This is a genomic window from Actinomadura sp. NPDC047616, assembly GCF_040642915.1.
Classification (GTDB): domain Bacteria; phylum Actinomycetota; class Actinomycetes; order Streptosporangiales; family Streptosporangiaceae; genus Spirillospora; species Spirillospora miaoliensis.
Genome location: NZ_JBEYTB010000002.1, coordinates 387,992 through 404,386, shown reverse-complemented (window position 1 = coordinate 404,386; position 16,395 = coordinate 387,992). Strand labels below are relative to the sequence as shown.

The 16,395-nt window shown below is 73.4% G+C and carries 11 protein-coding genes; 10 read left to right on the top strand and 1 reads right to left on the bottom strand.

What is annotated here, in order from left to right; translation table 11 throughout:
• Positions 1 to 71: 71 nt before the first annotated feature.
• The 10 genes from ABZ801_RS06100 to ABZ801_RS06055 all read left to right on the top strand — a co-directional run bounded on the left by ABZ801_RS06100 (position 72) and on the right by ABZ801_RS06055 (position 14,664).
• Entirely contained in the window at positions 72 to 563 is a 492-nt protein-coding gene (locus tag ABZ801_RS06100; RefSeq protein ID WP_344958069.1) for a vitamin K epoxide reductase family protein, read from the top strand.
• A 60-nt stretch (positions 564 to 623) separates the two neighbouring features.
• Positions 624 to 1,400: a thioredoxin domain-containing protein gene (locus ABZ801_RS06095; protein ID WP_344958067.1), complete on the top strand. Its 777-nt coding sequence runs from the start codon at positions 624 to 626 to the stop codon at positions 1,398 to 1,400.
• 149 nt (positions 1,401 to 1,549) lie between these two features.
• Positions 1,550 to 2,290 (top strand): thioredoxin domain-containing protein, encoded by a 741-nt coding sequence (locus ABZ801_RS06090; protein ID WP_360693495.1) that lies wholly within the window; start codon positions 1,550 to 1,552, stop codon positions 2,288 to 2,290.
• A gap of 94 nt (positions 2,291 to 2,384) precedes the next feature.
• A complete protein-coding gene (gene lgt / locus ABZ801_RS06085) occupies positions 2,385 to 3,797 on the top strand; it encodes a prolipoprotein diacylglyceryl transferase (RefSeq protein WP_360693492.1) in 1,413 nt (470 codons plus the stop codon).
• A gap of 18 nt (positions 3,798 to 3,815) precedes the next feature.
• The gene (locus tag ABZ801_RS06080; protein WP_360693489.1) at positions 3,816 to 4,517 is read left to right on the top strand and encodes a VIT1/CCC1 transporter family protein; all 702 of its coding nucleotides are present in this window, start codon (positions 3,816 to 3,818) and stop codon (positions 4,515 to 4,517) included.
• An 89-nt stretch (positions 4,518 to 4,606) separates the two neighbouring features.
• Positions 4,607 to 5,434 carry a hypothetical protein gene (locus tag ABZ801_RS06075; protein WP_344958059.1) on the top strand — a complete coding sequence of 276 codons (828 nt, stop codon included), beginning with the start codon at positions 4,607 to 4,609 and terminating at the stop codon, positions 5,432 to 5,434.
• A 70-nt stretch (positions 5,435 to 5,504) separates the two neighbouring features.
• A complete protein-coding gene (locus tag ABZ801_RS06070) occupies positions 5,505 to 7,481 on the top strand; it encodes a hypothetical protein (RefSeq protein WP_360693484.1) in 1,977 nt (658 codons plus the stop codon).
• A gap of 481 nt (positions 7,482 to 7,962) precedes the next feature.
• Entirely contained in the window at positions 7,963 to 12,516 is a 4,554-nt protein-coding gene (gene gltB / locus ABZ801_RS06065) for a glutamate synthase large subunit (protein WP_360693481.1), read from the top strand.
• Between the two features lie 19 nt (positions 12,517 to 12,535).
• A complete protein-coding gene (locus tag ABZ801_RS06060) occupies positions 12,536 to 13,999 on the top strand; it encodes a glutamate synthase subunit beta (RefSeq protein WP_344952109.1) in 1,464 nt (487 codons plus the stop codon).
• A 95-nt stretch (positions 14,000 to 14,094) separates the two neighbouring features.
• Positions 14,095 to 14,664, top strand: coding sequence for a GNAT family N-acetyltransferase (locus ABZ801_RS06055; RefSeq protein WP_344952106.1), 570 nt, complete (start codon positions 14,095 to 14,097; stop codon positions 14,662 to 14,664).
• Positions 14,665 to 14,809: 145 nt separating this feature from the next.
• Here the strand turns inward: ABZ801_RS06055 and ABZ801_RS06050 are convergent, their stop codons facing one another.
• The gene (locus ABZ801_RS06050; RefSeq protein ID WP_360693477.1) at positions 14,810 to 16,318 is read right to left on the bottom strand and encodes a serine/threonine-protein kinase; all 1,509 of its coding nucleotides are present in this window, start codon (positions 16,316 to 16,318) and stop codon (positions 14,810 to 14,812) included.
• Positions 16,319 to 16,395: the final 77 nt, after the last annotated feature.

Genomic DNA, 16,395 nt, shown 5'->3' with positions numbered 1-16,395 from the left:
GGGCGGACGCGTGACCAGCTCCGCCCGCGACCCGGCCCCTGGACGACGTCCGTGGCGGAAGGATCAGGATCGTGCAGGAATCCGTCGAGACGCGGCACGGCGAGGCGGCGCCCGCCGTGCCGTCGCGGCCGCCGTGGTTCGCGCCCACCGTGTGGGTGCTCACGCTGGTCGGCCTGGGCATCTCGGGCTACCTGGTCTACGCGCACTACGACGACGGCGCCCTGCTGTGCACCACCAGCGGCAAGCTGGACTGCCACTCGGTGACCAGCAGCAAGTACTCTGAACTGCTGGGCATCCCGCTGCCGTGGCTGGGGCTGGCGTTCTTCGTCGGGTTCGCCGCGCTGGTCAGCCCGCCCGCGCTGAGATCGCCGTGGCCCCCGCTGCGGTGGGGACGGCTGCTGTCGGTCTGCGTCGGCGTGCTGTTCGTGGTCTACCTGGTGACCGTCGAGGCGGCGATCCTGCACAAGTATTGCCAGTGGTGCACCGGTGTGCACATCGTCACTATCCTGCTGTTCGCACTTGTCCTGTTCGATGAATACCGGCGGGCCGGTCAGGTCGACTAGGTCCGCCCGGCCGCGCGGCGCCACGGCGCGCCCGCGGCGTTCCCGCCGAGGAGAGAGCTGATGAGCAAGGCCGCACGGGAGCGGTCCGCGCGCGAGCGCCTGGCCGAGCAGCGCAAGCGCGAGCAGGCGCGGCAGCGCCAGCGGCGGCTGCTGGCTGTCGTGCTGGGCGCGGTGGTCGCGGTGGCGGCGGTCGTGGCGGCGATCGTGATCATCGTTGACCAGCAGGGCCGGCGCGACCAGAAGGCGGTCGCCTACACCGGCCCGCAGGCGCCGGTGACCCGCGAGGCCGACGGTTCCATCGTCATGGCCAAGCAGGGTGTGACCAAGCCGGTGCTGGAGATCTTCGAGGACTTCCAGTGCCCGGCCTGCAAGCAGTTCGAGGAGTCCACCGGCAAGACCGTCAAGCAGCTGGCCGCCGAGGGCAAGGTCAAGGTCGTCTACCGGCCGTTCCACCTGTTCGGCCAGCAGCGCGACCCGATCAGGTCGAACTCGCTGCGGTCGGCCGCGGCGGCGCTGTGCGTCCCGGCCGCGCAGTGGCTGTCGTACCACGACGCGCTGTTCAAGTTCCAGCCGGTGGAGGGCCGGGACGGCTTCGCCACCGACGACCTGGTCGCCTGGGGCAAGGACGTGGGCGTCACCGACCCGAACTTCGACAAGTGCGTCACCGACCAGCAGAAGAAGTCGCAGGTCGACGAGATGACCAAGTACGCGCTGGACGACCGCAAGGTCACCGGCACGCCCACCGTCTTCCTCGACGGCCGCAAGCTGGAGAACGAGATCGGCAGCGGCGAGACCCTGCGCCAGGCGATCGAGTCCGCCGCCCAGTCCGGCCGCTGACCCCGCGGGCGCCCGTCCCGCGCCGACGACGAGCACCGTGGACCCCCTGTGCGGGTCCACGGTGTCGTTTTACCTGCCCTGGAACGTTCCCTCGGTAGCGTCTCTACCGGCGACTCCGGGGGAGGTGGCCGTCGTCGATCGGGGGAGCGATGGACAGGGCGGGCCGGACGGCCGAGGGCCGGCGGCGGCAGCGGGTGCTGCTGGCCGTCCTCGGCGCCGTCGCGGTGATCGCCGTGGCCGTGGCGGTGGTCGTGGCGCTGCGGGGCCGTGACGGCCGCGGGGAGTCCACCGGCCCCGGCACCTACCGGGGGCCGCTGGCGCCCGCGTCCCGCACCCCGGACGGCGCCACCGTCATGACCCGGGCCGGGGTGACCCGGCCGGTGCTGGAGATCTTCGAGGACTTCCAGTGCCCCGTGTGCCGGGCCATGGAGCACATCGTCGGCCCGACGATCAAGAAACTGGCCGCCGAGGGCAGGGTCAGGGTCGTCTACTGGCCGTTCCAGCTGTTCCGCGGCCCCGGCAGCGAACCGCTGGCGTCCAACAGCCGCCGGGCCGCCAACGCCGCCCTGTGCGCCCCGGTCGACCGCTGGCCCGCCTACCACGACACGCTGTACGCCCACCAGCCGGAGGAGGGCGTCGCCGGCTTCGAACCGGCCCAGCTCGTCGCCTGGGGCCGCGAGACCGGCATCACCGACGCCGGCTTCGCCGCCTGCGTCGAGAGAATGCAGAAGGCCGCCCAGGTCGATGTGATGACGCGGTACGCCACCCGGACCCGGAAGGTGGACGCCACTCCGACCGTGTTCCTGAACGGCCGCGCCCTGGACCTGCAGGCCCAGCTGCTCGACGCCGGGGCGCTCGAACGGGCCGTACTCGACGCGGGCCGCGGCTGACCGCGCCGTCAGGGCAGGCCTTCCGGCACGGCATATCGGGTTACCGGGGCTTCCGGGGCACTCGGGGACGCCGGAGGCGGTAACGTCAACGGACATGCAGCCGGTGGCCTTCATACCGAGTCCTTCCCAGGGCGTCTGGCACCTCGGACCCGTCCCGATCCGCGCCTACGCCCTGATGATCATCATTGGCATCGTCGTCGCGGTCTGGCTGGGCGAGCGGCGCTGGGCCGCCCGCGGCGGGACGCCGGGCGTCGTCATGGACATCGCCATCTGGGCGGTGCCGTTCGGCCTGCTCGGCGGGCGGCTCTACCACGTGATCACCGACTACCAGCGCTACTTCGGCTCCGGACGCAACCCGGTGGACGCGCTGAAGATCTGGGAGGGCGGCCTCGGCATCTGGGGCGCCATCCTGCTCGGCGCGCTGGGCGCGGTGATCGGCTGCCGCCGGCGCGGGATCTCGGTGTCGGCGATGGCCGACACGGTGGCGCCCGGCATCGCGCTGGCCCAGGCCATCGGCCGATGGGGCAACTACTGGAACCAGGAGCTGTACGGGCGGCCGCTGGACGCGTTCTGGGCGCTGGAGATCGACCAGGGGCACCGGCCGCGCCTCGAGAACGGCAACCTGGACCCCCGCTACGCCGACGTCGCCACCTACCACCCCACGTTCCTGTACGAGTCGCTGTGGTGCGTCGGTGTGGCGATCCTGGTCATCTGGGCCCAGCGCCGCTTCAAGCTGGCGCACGGGCGGGTGTTCGCCCTGTACGTCGCCGCGTACACGGTCGGGCGGTTCTGGATCGAGGCCCTGCGCATCGACGACGCCCACCACGTCCTCGGCATGCGTCTCAACGACTGGACGGCGCTGGTCGTCTTCCTGGGCGCCGTCGCGTACCTGTACCTGACGCGGACCAAGACCGGCCCCGAGACCGTCACCGTGGGCCCGGACGCGGCGCCCGCCGCGACCCCGCCCGCCCCCGCCGAGACCGCCGAGGCCCCGGAGAGCGCCCCGGAGAGCGTCCCGGAGAGCGGCACGCCCGCGAAGCCCGCCGAGCCCGCCGAGAAGGCGGAGGACCCCGAGGACGCCGAGCCCCCAGCGAAGGCCGAGGCGGCCGAGGACGCCGAAGAGACCGCGACGCCCGCCAAGGAGGCCGAGGAGGCGGCCGAACCGCGAGCGGACGCGCCCGAGCAGGACGAGCGGCCGCACGACACGGTGGAGAAGGACGCCGCCGAGGACGAGCCGTCCGGATCCACCGAGGCGGCCGGAGCGGACGACCCCGGCGACGGTGCGGACCAGGCGTCCCGGCAGAATGACCGTGAAACCGACGCCAAGACCACCGAAGCGGACGACCCGGAGGCGGACGCCGAGGACGCCGAGCCCGGCACGGCGGGGACGGCCGAGAAGGCCGACGAGCCCGTCAAGGCCGAGAAGCCCGAGGAACCGAAGGAGACCGAGGGCGCCGAGGACGCCGGCGAGCGGGGCAAGGCGGAGGCCGTCAAGGACGCGAAGTAGGACGGCGAGGGGACCGGGGTGCCCGCGGAGATCCATCATCAGCACCGTGACGTCACCGGCGGCTGGCTGCGGCCCGCGGTGTTCGGGGCCATGGACGGCCTGGTCTCCAACTTCGCGCTGATCGCCGGGGTGGCGGGCGGTCAGGCGAGCCGGCAGGTCGTGCTGCTGGCCGGGCTGGCGGGCCTGGTGGCGGGCGCGTTCTCCATGGCCGCGGGCGAGTACGTCTCGGTGGCCTCGCAGGCGGAGCTGGCCGAGGCCGAGATCGAGGTGGAGCGCCGGGAGCTGGCCCGCCATCCGAGCGCCGAGCAGGCCGAGCTGGCGGGCCTGTACGTCGAGCGCGGCGTCGACCCCGAGCTGGCGGCCGAGGTCGCGCGGCAGCTGTCGCGCGACCCGGACCAGGCCCTGAAGGTGCACGCCCGCGCCGAGCTCGGGGTGACGCCGGACGACCTGCCGTCCCCGCTGCTGGCGGCGGTGTCGTCGTTCCTGTCGTTCGCGGTCGGCGCCGTGCTGCCGGTGCTGCCGTACGCGTTCGGCGCCGCCAGCCTGTGGCCCGCCGCCGTCATCGCGGCCGTCGGGCTGTTCGCCGCGGGCGCGGTGGTGTCGCGGCTGACCACGCGCAGCTGGTGGTTCGGCGGGCTGCGCCAGCTGGGCTTCGGCGCCGCCGCGGCGGGGGTCACCTACGTGGTCGGCTCGCTGATCGGAGCGGGCGGCGTCTCCTAGCTGGGGGCCCGGCGGGATCGAACGACAAACGGTGAGGAACCGCTCGTTTGCCCCCGCGGGAGGCGGTGTAGTCGATAGGCTCGCGTGCTGTGATCGAGGCTCGTGACACAGGTGCGCCGGAGACCGGTCGTCCGGCCGGTGGGCGGGACTTCTGGCCGGAGGACGACAGCAAGCCCGGCGGCAGGAGGAAGAAGAAGCGCAGTCCCAAACTGCTGTGGGGCGCCGTCGCGGGAGCGGTGGCCGTCGTGGCGGCGGCCGCCGCGGGCGTGGTGGTGCTGACCGGCGGCGACGACGAGGAGGGCGCCGCGACCGGGCTGAGCAACGGGCCCGGCGTGCTGCCGACCGCCTACACCCCGCAGATGGCCGACCGTCAGATGGCCCGCATCGCCCAGCGTTCGGCCGACCAGCGGCCGATGACGCAGGGCGAGGTCTTCTCGGGCGAGACCAAGACGGTCACCTACCAGAACTATTCGTTCACGCTGGCGGGGGCGCAGCTGTCCGGGGACTGCAAGTCGGTCACCTGGGGGCAGCGGCTGCACGACGACCTGGCCAAGGCGGGCTGCTCGCAGATCGCCCGCGGCACGTACGTCAGCCAGGACCGCAAGTACGTCGGGCAGTTCGCCGCGATCAACCTGGCCAGCCAGGAGGGCGCCGACCAGATCGTGCGGGTGATGGACCCGGCCACCAAGGCCGGTTTCGTGCTGCCGCTGGTCGCGCCGGGCGCGCCGAAGTTCGGCGGCGGGTTCAGCGCCGCCTACGCCCAGGCGTACGGGCACTACACGATCGTCACCTGGGTGCAGCGCGCGGGCGGCGCCAGGCCCGCCTCCCTCAACGAGATGATCGACATCAGCCTGGCCGTCGAGAAGCCCGCCGACTTCGTGTGGGGCCGCCTGCCCGACGAGGGGAACGGGCGTTGACGCGGCGCGGACCGGCGGTTCGGCCCGGAACGGCCCCGCGACCGGCGCGCGGACGTTAGTCTGCGCCCTCGTGGACCGCCAAGAACCCGGCCGCGTCCCGGGCCCCCGACGGCCCGGCGCGGCTCCCCGCTCAGGTTCCCGCCAGCCCCGTCCCGCCGACGGACGTCCCGGCCCGCGCGAACGCCGCCCCGCCGCGGGGCAGCGGCCGCCCCGGGAGGAGCGGCCGCCCCGGGAGGAGCGGCCGCCCCGGGAGGAGCGGCCGCCGCCGCGCGGTGAGCGGCCGGGCCGCCCCGACGACCGCCAGCCTCCGCGGGGGGAGCGCCAGCCCCCGCGGGGCGAGCGGCGGTCCGGCGGCCCCCGGCAGCCGCAGCAGCCGCCCGACCGCAGGGCCCGTCCGGGCCGCCCGCCCGCCGCGGCCGACCGGCGGGACCGGCGGCAGTCCCCGGCCGAGCCGGGGCCGGACCAGGACGCCCGGATCCCGTTCGGCCTCGGACGGCGCTCACGCGGCAAGGCTCCCGCCCCGGGCGAACGGCCCGGCCCCGGCCGTGACCGCGCCGCCCGTGACGGCGCCCGTCCGCCCGCTTCGGGCAAGCGTCCGGCCAAGCCCGCCGCCCGGCCGCGCGCCGCCGAGCCGGGCCCCGAGCGGGACCCCCGCCAGGCTCCCGGCCGCGACCGCCGTCCACGCGGCGCGCAAGGCCGGCCGCCCGCCGCGGACCCGAAGAAGCGCCGGTCACGCGACCGGACGCCCGCCCCGGAGGCCGGGGCCGCGGGCCGCGAGCGCCGCTGGGGCAGGAAGCGGCAGGAACCCGACGCCCAGGCCGCCGCGCAGGCGCCCCACGACGAATGGCACGGGCAGACGGACGAATGGCAGGGCCACGCGCCCCACGGCCAGGGAGCACCCGCCGACTGGCAGGAGGCCGACGAGCAGTGGCGCGGCCAGGCGGAGGACTGGCGGACCACCGGAGGGCAGCCCGTCCCGGACTGGCAGCAGACGGCCGCGGAGTGGGCGGGCCAGGACGAACAGTGGCAGGAGGCGCCCGCCGGGTGGCAGGACGCCGGGGCCGGGTGGCAGGACGCGGCCGAGTGGCAGGACGGGCCGGACGGCGGCGGACGCCAGGACGCCGCGCCCGACGAGCCGGCGAAGAAGCGGCCCCGGGGTAAGGGGCGTGAGCGCGCCGGGCGCCGGCGAGGGCCGGCGGGCCGGACGGACGCCGAACGTCCCGCGCGAGGGCCGGACGGGCCGGTCCTCGACCCGTCCGGAGCACAGCGGCCGAAGAACGCGGGACTGGCGGCGCGGATGGGGTCGTTGCCGCCCCGGGTCTTCTACGGCGCCGCCGGCGCCCTCGCCGTGATCTTCCTGGTGGGGGCGCTGGCCGTGGTGGTCGTGGGCGGCGGCGACGACGGCGGCCCGGACGGGCGGCAGGCCCCGCAGAGCATGGGCCGCAGCCCGGCCGTCAGCGGACCGGCGCCCGCGTCCTACTCGAGCTCGCCGTCGACCGAGGCGTACCGGGGCATCGCGCAGCGTTCGGCCGACCGGGCGCCGCTGACCGTGGGCGAGGCGTTCCCCGAGTCCGCCAACAAGATCACCGTCCAGGACGCCGGGACGAAGCGGCTGACCCTGAAGGTCAAGAGCCTGGACACCGACTGCTCCCTCGCGGTGTGGGGCACCAGCATGGGCGGGCAGCTGCGCGAACACGGCTGCACCCAGGCGGCCCGGACGCTGTACGCCGACGACGACGGCGAGTACGCGCTGTCGGTCACGGTCTTCAACCTGAACACCGCCTCGGACGCCGACCGGTTCGTCGACGAGATCGGCCAGGGACGCGGCGGCGGGTTCGTGCGCCCGCTGCCCGCCGCGTCGCCGCTGGACCGCTTCGGCCAGGGCTTCGGCATGGCCCGGGGCCTGGCGATGGGGCACTACGCGGTGGTGGCCTGGGCGCAGCGCCTGGACGGCAAGGGCGACGAGACCGACGAGACGCTGCTGTCGCTGCTGATCGAGGGCGGCAAGGCCCCGGGTCCGCTCGGCCGCGCGGCCCGCGCCTCCTGACCCGCCCGCCCTCGCGCGGGCCCGTCCGCCCCGCCTCGCGCGGGCCCGTCCGCCCCGCCTCGCGCGGGCCGACCGGCCGTCGCCGCCGCCCGGCCCGTGACCTGCGGGAGAATCCTCCGTCACGGGCCGGTGACGGCGGGGCGACGGCCGGAAAGCCCGGCACGCACATGGTTCGGCACCGCTTTCATGGGGAATGATGCGGATTGCCGGGGTGTTGCGGCGTTCACCACCTGAAACATCCGGATCCGGTGATGATCATCACCGCGATGCGGGCGATTTGTGGTGGTATGTCGCCGGTATCCTTGGTTGAACTGACTACTCACGGACGCTCCGGGAACGCGGACACAGAGAAGTTTCGCGATCAGGGCGTGTCGGGCATGATCCCGACAGTGATGTAATGTCATCTCACCGCAGCAGGGCCAACGTCGTCCCGAGCCTGCACTGACGCCTTAGCAGTGACACGACGACGACGGGAGGGTTGATGGCTGCTGCTGCGCTCACACCGGGTGCGCCCCAGAACCAGGGGTTGTACGACCGGTCTTATGAGCACGACGCCTGTGGCGTCGGCATGGTGGCCGACCTGCACGGTCGCAAGAGCCATGACATCGTTCGCAAGGCCCTGACCGTCCTGAAGAACCTGGACCACCGCGGCGCCGTGGGCGCCGAGCCCGACGACGGCGACGGCGTCGGCATCCTCACCCAGATCCCCGACGCGTTCTTCCGCGAGGTCTGCGACTTCGCGCTGCCCCCGGCCGGCGCGTACGCGGCGGGCATCGCGTTCCTGCCCACCGACCCCGAGGAGCGGGCCGCGGCCGTCGCGCACGTCGAGACGCTGTGCGTGGAGGAGGGCCTGACCGTCCTCGGCTGGCGTGCGCTGCCGCACGACCCGACCTTCGCCGGGCCCGCCTCGCGCCGCGTCATGCCGCACTTCGCCCAGCTGTTCGTGACCGCCGCCGAGGGCGGCGAGCACGCCGGCAAGACCGGCATCGAGCTGGACCGCGTGGTGTTCTGCATGCGCGAGCGCGCCGAGCAGGACGTCAAGGTCTACTTCCCCAGCCTGTCGGCGCGGACGATCGTCTACAAGGGGATGCTCACCACCCCGCAGCTGGAGCCGTTCTTCCCCGACCTGTCCGACCGCCGGTTCTCCAGCGCCATCGCGCTGGTGCACTCGCGGTTCTCCACCAACACCTTCCCGGCGTGGGAACTGGCCCACCCCTACCGGTTCATCGCGCACAACGGCGAGATCAACACCGTCAAGGGCAACCGGAACTGGATGCGGGCCCGTGAGGCGCTGCTGAAGTCCGACCTGATCCCCGGCGACCTGTCCCGCGTCTACCCGGTGATCGACATCGAGGCCAGTGACACCGCCTCGTTCGACGAGTGCCTGGAGCTGCTGCACCTGGGCGGCCGGTCGCTGCCGCACGCGGTGCTGATGATGATCCCGGAGGCGTGGGAGAACCACACCGGGATGGACCCCGACCGCCGCGCGTTCTACGAGTTCCACTCCACGCTGATGGAGGCGTGGGACGGCCCGGCCAGCGTGTCGTTCACCGACGGCACCGTGGTCGGCGCGGTGCTGGACCGCAACGGCCTGCGCCCCGGCCGCTACTGGGTCACCGACGACGGCCTGGTCGTGCTGGCCAGCGAGGCGGGCGTGCTGGACATCCCCGCCGACAAGGTCGTCCGCAAGGGCCGCCTGCAGCCGGGCCGGATCTTCCTGGTCGACACCGAGGCCGGGCGGATCATCGAGGACGACGAGGTCAAGGCCGAACTGGCCGCCCAGCACCCCTACGGGCAGTGGCTGCACGAGGGCCTGGTGCGGTTCGAGGAGCTGCCCGCCCGCCAGCGCGAGGTCCCGACCCACGAGACGCTGGTCAAGCGGCAGCAGACCTTCGGCTACACCCTCGAAGAGCAGCGGATCATCCTCACCCCGATGGCCCGCACCGGCGCCGAGCCGATCGGCTCCATGGGCACCGACACGCCCCTGGCGGTGCTCTCGCAGCGGCCGCGCCTGCTGTTCGACTACTTCAAGCAGCTGTTCGCGCAGGTCACCAACCCTCCGCTGGACGCGATCCGCGAGGAGCTGGTGACGTCCCTGCAGTCCACGCTCGGCCCCGAGGGCAACCTGCTCGAGCCCGGCCCGGACTCCTGCCGCCGGCTCGTGCTGCCCACCCCGATCCTGGACAACGGCGAGCTCGCCAAGATCATCCACATCAACGACGAGGGCGCCCTGCCGCATCTGCAGGCCCACGTCGTGCACGGCCTGTACGAGGTGAGCGGCGGCGGGGAGGCCCTGCAGGCCCGCCTGGAGGAGATCTGCGCCGAGGTGTCGCGCGCGATCGCCGCCGGCGCCCGCCTCATCGTGCTGTCGGACCGCGGCGCCGACTCGGCCCGCGCGCCGATCCCGGCGCTGCTGCTCACCGGCGCGGTGCACCACCACCTGATCCGGGAGAAGTCCCGCACCCGTGTCGGCCTGGTCGTGGAGACCGCCGAGGCCCGCGAGTGCCACCACATGGCGCTGCTCATCGGGTACGGCGCGTCCGCGATCAACCCGTACCTGGCCATCGAGACCGTCGAGGACCTGGTCCGCACCGGTGACATCGCCCTGGACACGGCCACCGCCGTGCGCAACCTGATCAAGGCGTACGGCAAGGGCATCCTGAAGGTCATGTCGAAGATGGGCGTGTCCACGGTCGCGTCGTACACCGGCGCGCAGATCTTCGAGGCGATCGGCCTGGGCGCCGAGGTGATCGACCGGTGCTTCACCGGCACCACCTCCCGCCTCGGCGGCGTCGGTTTCGATGTGCTGGCCCGCGAGGTCGCCGAGCGGCACCGCCGCGCCTACCCGCCGCGCGGCGTCGAGCCCGCGCACCGCACCCTGGAGGTCGGCGGCGAGTACCAGTGGCGCCGCGAGGGCGAGGAGCACCTGTTCAACCCCGAGACGGTGTTCAAGCTCCAGCACGCCACCCGCACCCGCCGCTACGAGATCTTCAAGGAGTACACCAGCAGGGTCGACTCCCAGGCCGAGAAGCTGATGACCCTGCGCGGGCTGTTCCGGCTGCGCGAGGGCGAGCGGCCGCCGGTGCCGATCGAGGAGGTCGAGCCGGTCAGCGAGATCGTCAAGCGGTTCTCCACCGGCGCGATGTCCTACGGGTCCATCTCGGCCGAGGCGCACGAGACCCTGGCCATCGCCATGAACCGCCTGGGCGGCAAGTCCAACACCGGCGAGGGCGGCGAGGACCCCGAGCGGTTCACCCCCGACCCCAACGGCGACCTGCGGCGCAGCGCCATCAAGCAGGTGGCGTCCGGCCGGTTCGGCGTGACCTCGGAGTACCTGACCAACGCCGACGACCTGCAGATCAAGATGGCGCAGGGCGCCAAGCCCGGCGAGGGCGGCCAGCTGCCCGGCCACAAGGTCTACCCGTGGATCGCCAAGACCCGGCACTCCACCCCGGGCGTGGGCCTGATCTCGCCGCCGCCGCACCACGACATCTACTCGATCGAGGACCTGGCGCAGCTCATCCACGACCTGAAGAACTCCAACCCGTCCGCGCGGGTGCACGTCAAGCTGGTCGCCGAGGTCGGCGTCGGCACCGTCGCGGCCGGGGTGTCCAAGGCGCACGCCGACGTGGTGCTGATCTCCGGGCACGACGGCGGCACCGGCGCGTCCCCGCTGACCTCCATCAAGCACGCGGGCGCGCCGTGGGAGCTGGGCCTGGCCGAGACGCAGCAGACGCTGCTGCTCAACGGCCTGCGCGACCGCATCGTCGTGCAGACCGACGGGCAGATGAAGACCGGCCGCGACGTGGTCATCGCCGCGCTGCTCGGCGCCGAGGAGTACGGCTTCGCCACCGCGCCGCTGGTGGTGTCCGGCTGCGTGATGATGCGGGTGTGCCACCTGGACACCTGCCCGGTCGGCGTGGCCACCCAGAACCCGGTGCTGCGCAAGCGGTTCAACGGCAAGCCCGAGTTCGTGGTCAACTTCTTCGAGTTCATCGCCGAGGAGGTCCGCGAGTACCTGGCCGCCCTGGGCTTCCGCTCGCTGGACGAGGCGATCGGGCACGTCGAGCTGCTCGACACCACCCGCGCCGTCGAGCACTGGAAGGCCTCGGGCCTGGACCTGTCGCCGATCCTGCACCGGCCCGAGCTGCCCGAGGGCACCGCGCTGCGGCAGGTCGTCCAGCAGGACCACGGCCTGGAGAAGGCCCTGGACAACACGCTGATCCAGCTCGCCGAGGGCGCCATCGAGCACGGCCGCCAGGTACGCCTGGAGATGCCGATCCGCAACGTCAACCGCACCGTCGGCACCATGCTCGGCCACGAGGTGACGCGGGCGCGCGGCGCCGACGGCCTGCCCGACGACACGATCGACATCACCTTCACCGGCTCGGCCGGGCAGTCGTTCGGCGCGTTCGTGCCGCGCGGCATCACGCTGCGGCTGGTGGGCGACGCCAACGACTACGTCGGCAAGGGCCTGTCGGGCGGACGCATCACGGTGCGGCCGCACCCCGACGCGCCGTTCGCCGCCGAGGACCAGATCATCGCGGGCAACGTCCTGCTGTACGGGGCGACGTCCGGCGAGCTGTTCGCCCGCGGCGTCGTCGGCGAGCGGTTCTGCGTGCGCAACTCCGGCGCCACCGCCGTGGTGGAGGGCGTCGGCGACCACGCCCTGGAGTACATGACCGGCGGCCGCGCGGTCATCCTCGGCCGCACCGGACGCAACCTGGCGGCCGGCATGTCCGGCGGCATCGGCTACGTCCTGGACCTGGACCCGCAGCTGGTCAACCCGGAGATGGTCGACCTGGAACCGCTCACCGCCGAGGACTCCGACTTCGTCCGCGGCCTCGTCGAGAGGCATCTGGCCGAGACCGGCTCCACGGTGGCCGAGAAGCTGCTGGCCGACTGGGAGGGCTCCGCCGCCCGGTTCACCAAGATCATGCCGCGTGACTACCGGCGCGTCCTGGAGGCCATGGCCAAGGCCGAGGCCGAGGGACGCGACGTCGACGAGGCCGTCATGGCCGCCGCCAAGGCCTGAGGAAGGGGGTTTCCACCACATGGCAGACCCGAAGGGTTTCCTGACCGTCCAGCGGGAGCTCCCGAAGCGCCGCCCGGTCGACGTGCGCATCAAGAGCTGGCGCGAGGTCTACGAGGACTTCGGCCGCGACCGCCTGGAGAAGCAGGCCAGCCGCTGCATGGACTGCGGCATCCCGTTCTGCCACCAGGGCTGCCCGCTCGGCAACCTCATCCCCGAGTGGAACGATCTGGTGTACAAGCGGGACTGGCAGGAGGCGATCGAGCGCCTGCACGCCACCAACAACTTCCCCGAGTTCACCGGGCGGCTGTGCCCGGCCCCCTGCGAGAGCGCCTGCGTGCTGGGCATCAACCAGGACCCGGTCACCATCAAGCGGGTCGAGGTCGAGATCATCGACCGCGCCTGGGCCGAGGGCTGGGTGCGCCCGCTGCCCCCGCCGGTGAAGACCGGCAGGAAGGTCGCCGTCATCGGGTCGGGCCCGGCGGGCCTGGCCGCCGCCCAGCAGCTCACCCGCGCCGGGCACGAGGTCCGCGTGTACGAGCGCGCCGACCGCGTCGGCGGGCTGCTGCGCTACGGCATCCCCGAGTTCAAGATGGAGAAGCGGCACCTGGACCGCCGCATCGCCCAGATGCGCGCCGAGGGCACCGACTTCAAGACCTCGGTGAACGTCGGCGTCGACATCACCGCCGACGAGCTGCGCTCGCAGTACGACGCGGTGGTGCTGGCGGGCGGCGCCACCGCCTGGCGCGACCTGCCCGTCCCCGGCCGCGAGCTCAAGGGCATCTACCAGGCCATGGAGTACCTGCCCCTGGCCAACAAGGTGCAGGAGGGCGACCTGGCGGAGTCGCCCATCACGGCCAAGGACAAGCACGTCGTCGTCATCGGTGGCGGTGACACCGGCGCCGACTGCATCGGCACCGCGATCCGCCAGGGGGCGCGCTCGATCACCCAGCTGGAGATCATGCCGCAGCCGCCCGCCACGCGGCCCGGCCACCAGCCGTGGCCGACGTACCCGATGCTGTTCAAGATGGAGAGCGCCCACGAGGAGCTCGCCGACATGGGCGGCGACCGGCTGTACGCCATGTCGACCCAGGAGTTCCTCGGCGACGAGGACGGCAACGTCCGCGCCCTGCGCCTGGTCGAGGTGGAGGGCCCGCAGAGCGGGTTCAAGCCGATCCCCGGCACCGAGCGGGAGATCCCCGCCGAGCTGGTCACCCTCGCCATGGGCTTCCTCGGCCCGCAGCGCGAGGGCCTGCTGGAGCAGCTCGGCGTCGAGCTCGACCAGCGCGGCAACGTCGTCCGGAACGCCGACTACGCCACCTCCGTGGACGGCGTGTTCGCCGCCGGCGACATGGGCCGCGGCCAGTCCCTCATCGTCTGGGCGATCGCCGAGGGCCGTGCCGCCGCGCACGGCGTCGACAAGTACCTGTCCGGCGACACGACGCTGCCGTACCCGATCCCCCCGACCGCGCGTCCAATCGCGTAAAAGTTTCACGTACCATCGGGTAGGAAACGTTCGAGGCCGGCCCCGGCGCCCGGGGCCGGCCTCAACCATGGTCGCGCCACGAAGGGGGGAACCGCATGCCGAGCCGCCGGATCGACGTCACCACCTGGTACCTGGAGCAGCGCGACCCCGGCGACCTGTGTCCCGCCCCCGAGACCTCCGCCGACATCGTCCGCGCCGAGGTCGTCCTCCCCGAACTGAGCCGCTTCCTCTACAGCGCCGTCGGCGGCGACTGGTACTGGATCGACCGCCTGTCCTGGACGTACGAGCAGTGGCGCAACTGGCTCGAACGCCCCGGCGTCGAGACCTGGATCGCCTACGTCCGCGGCACCCCCGCCGGCTTCGCCGAACTCGACCCGCAGCCCGACGGCCAGGTCGAGATCGCCTACTTCGGCCTCCTGCGCCCCTTCCTCGGCCAGGGCCTCGGCGGCCACCTGCTGACCGTCGCCGCCTCCCGCGCCTGGGACCTGGCCGACCGCTGGCCCGACCGCAAACCCACCACCCGCGTCTGGCTGCACACCTGCTCCCTCGACGGCCCCGCCGCCCTGCGCAACTACCAGTCCCGCGGCTTCCGCCTCTACGACACCAAGGTCGAAACCGAGGCCCTGCCCCACCACCCCCCAGGCCCCTGGCCCGGCGCCCGCTGAGCACTACCGCAGCGGGCGAGACCTACGCCTTCCTTCCGTCGAGCGCCATGCGGTGGGAGCCGAAACCCTCCGGCGCCTCCGACAGCACCAACGACGACTGCCAGACCCGGACCGCCCGCACGCTCTCTGGTCGGGAGGACGGGGGTCAGGTCCGCCAGCGGGTGCCGGCGTAGGCGCGGACGATCCGGGCGACGTGGTCGTGGTCGCGGTGGAGTTCGCGGACGTGGGCGAGCACCACCCACCTGCGTTCCAGGCCCGTGCGGTAGATGTGCGTGTACGGGCGGACGAGGGGGGTGCGGTGGCGGGGGGTGCGGACGCCCGGCGCGGGCACCACCGCCAGCGCCCAGGGGCCGGTTCCGCCGACACCGCCGCGCCGCACCGACACCTGGGCGAGATGCTCCCAGCCGTAGAAGGTGGTGCGTCCGCCGTATTGCACCTGGATACCGGGTGTGCCGACGTGCAGTTCGTACGGCTGCGTCACGGCGGCCAGGTGGTAGATGGCGCTGCGCAGGCCGCCGGCCAGCCCCACCACGAAGACGGCCGCGAGGATCAGCTCCGGGGGCGTCCAGTCCGGGTTGTTCACCAGCCCGGCCACGAGGATGAACGCGCAGAGGCCGATCAGCACCAGGGACCCGGTCAGGCTCATCGCCTGCGCCGCCTTGCGTCCTGTGAGGCTGACCCATTCGGGAGTGGGCGGTCGCGGAGAAGGGGCCGGGCCCGCCGGGGCGGGCTCGCGGGGCGGTTCGGTGATCTGACGCGTCCCGGCGGGTTCATCCGAGGGCGGCACCGGGGTGATCCGTTCGGTGACCATGGTGCGTATCGGGCCGGGCAGCCAGGCCGTCGGCGTCTCCGCGGGCGGGGCCGTTGACAGGCGGCCGAGGACCTGCGCGGCCGTGGGACGGTGGTCGGGGTCCTTGGCCAGGCATGCCGCCACGACGTCGCGCAGGGAGGCGGGCACGCCGTCCAGCGCGGGTTCCTGGTGGACGGTGCGGTACAGCAGCGCGTGGACGGGGCCGTCACCGAAGGGCTGGACGCCCGCGGCGTGGCACAGGACGGTGCCGAGGGCGAACACGTCGGCGGGCGGGCCCGCCGGCCCGTCGGTGAGTTGCTCGGGGGCCAGGTAACCGGGGGTGCCGGGCACCGCGCCGGGGCGGGTGAGCGCGGTGGCGTCCAGGGCGCGGGCGATGCCGAAGTCGATGACGCGGGGCCCGTCGTCGGCGAGCAGGATGTTGGACGGTTTGAGGTCGCGGTGCACCAGCCCGGCGGCGTGGATGGCCTCCAGGGCTTCGGCCAGTCCGGCGCCCAGCCGCCGCACCGTGGGTTCGGGCAGCGGACCGTGGACGGAGAGGACTTCGGCCAGCGACGGGCCGGCGATGTAGGCGGTGACCAGCCACGGCGGGTCGGCGTCGGGGTCGGCGTCCACGACGGGCGTGGTGTGGAAACCGCCCACGGTGCGCGCGGCCTGCACCTCGGCGGCGAAGCGGCGGCGGAACTGCGGGTCGGCGGCAAGGTCCGGGTGGACGACCTTGACGGCGACGGCCCGGCCGCCGGGGGAGTGGCCGAGATACACCCGGCCCATGCCGCCGGCGCCCAGCCTGGCCTGCAGGCGGTAGCGGCCGATGCTGCGAGGATCCTGCGCGGCGAGCGCCTCCATGACCCGGCTCCCGTCCGTCCCGGTGATCAAAGCGTCCCGCCCGTTTCTACCGGTCCGGCGCGGCGGCGCGCCACCGC

Coding starts and splice junctions, on each gene's coding strand:
- ABZ801_RS06095 (WP_344958067.1), top strand. CDS start 624: ATGAGCAAGGCCGCACGGGAGCGGTCCGCGCGCGAGCGCCTGGCCGAG.
- ABZ801_RS06090 (WP_360693495.1), top strand. CDS start 1,550: ATGGACAGGGCGGGCCGGACGGCCGAGGGCCGGCGGCGGCAGCGGGTG.
- lgt (WP_360693492.1), top strand. CDS start 2,385: ATGCAGCCGGTGGCCTTCATACCGAGTCCTTCCCAGGGCGTCTGGCAC.
- gltB (WP_360693481.1), top strand. CDS start 7,963: ATGGCTGCTGCTGCGCTCACACCGGGTGCGCCCCAGAACCAGGGGTTG.
- ABZ801_RS06060 (WP_344952109.1), top strand. CDS start 12,536: ATGGCAGACCCGAAGGGTTTCCTGACCGTCCAGCGGGAGCTCCCGAAG.
- ABZ801_RS06055 (WP_344952106.1), top strand. CDS start 14,095: ATGCCGAGCCGCCGGATCGACGTCACCACCTGGTACCTGGAGCAGCGC.
- ABZ801_RS06050 (WP_360693477.1), bottom strand. CDS start 16,318: ATGGAGGCGCTCGCCGCGCAGGATCCTCGCAGCATCGGCCGCTACCGC.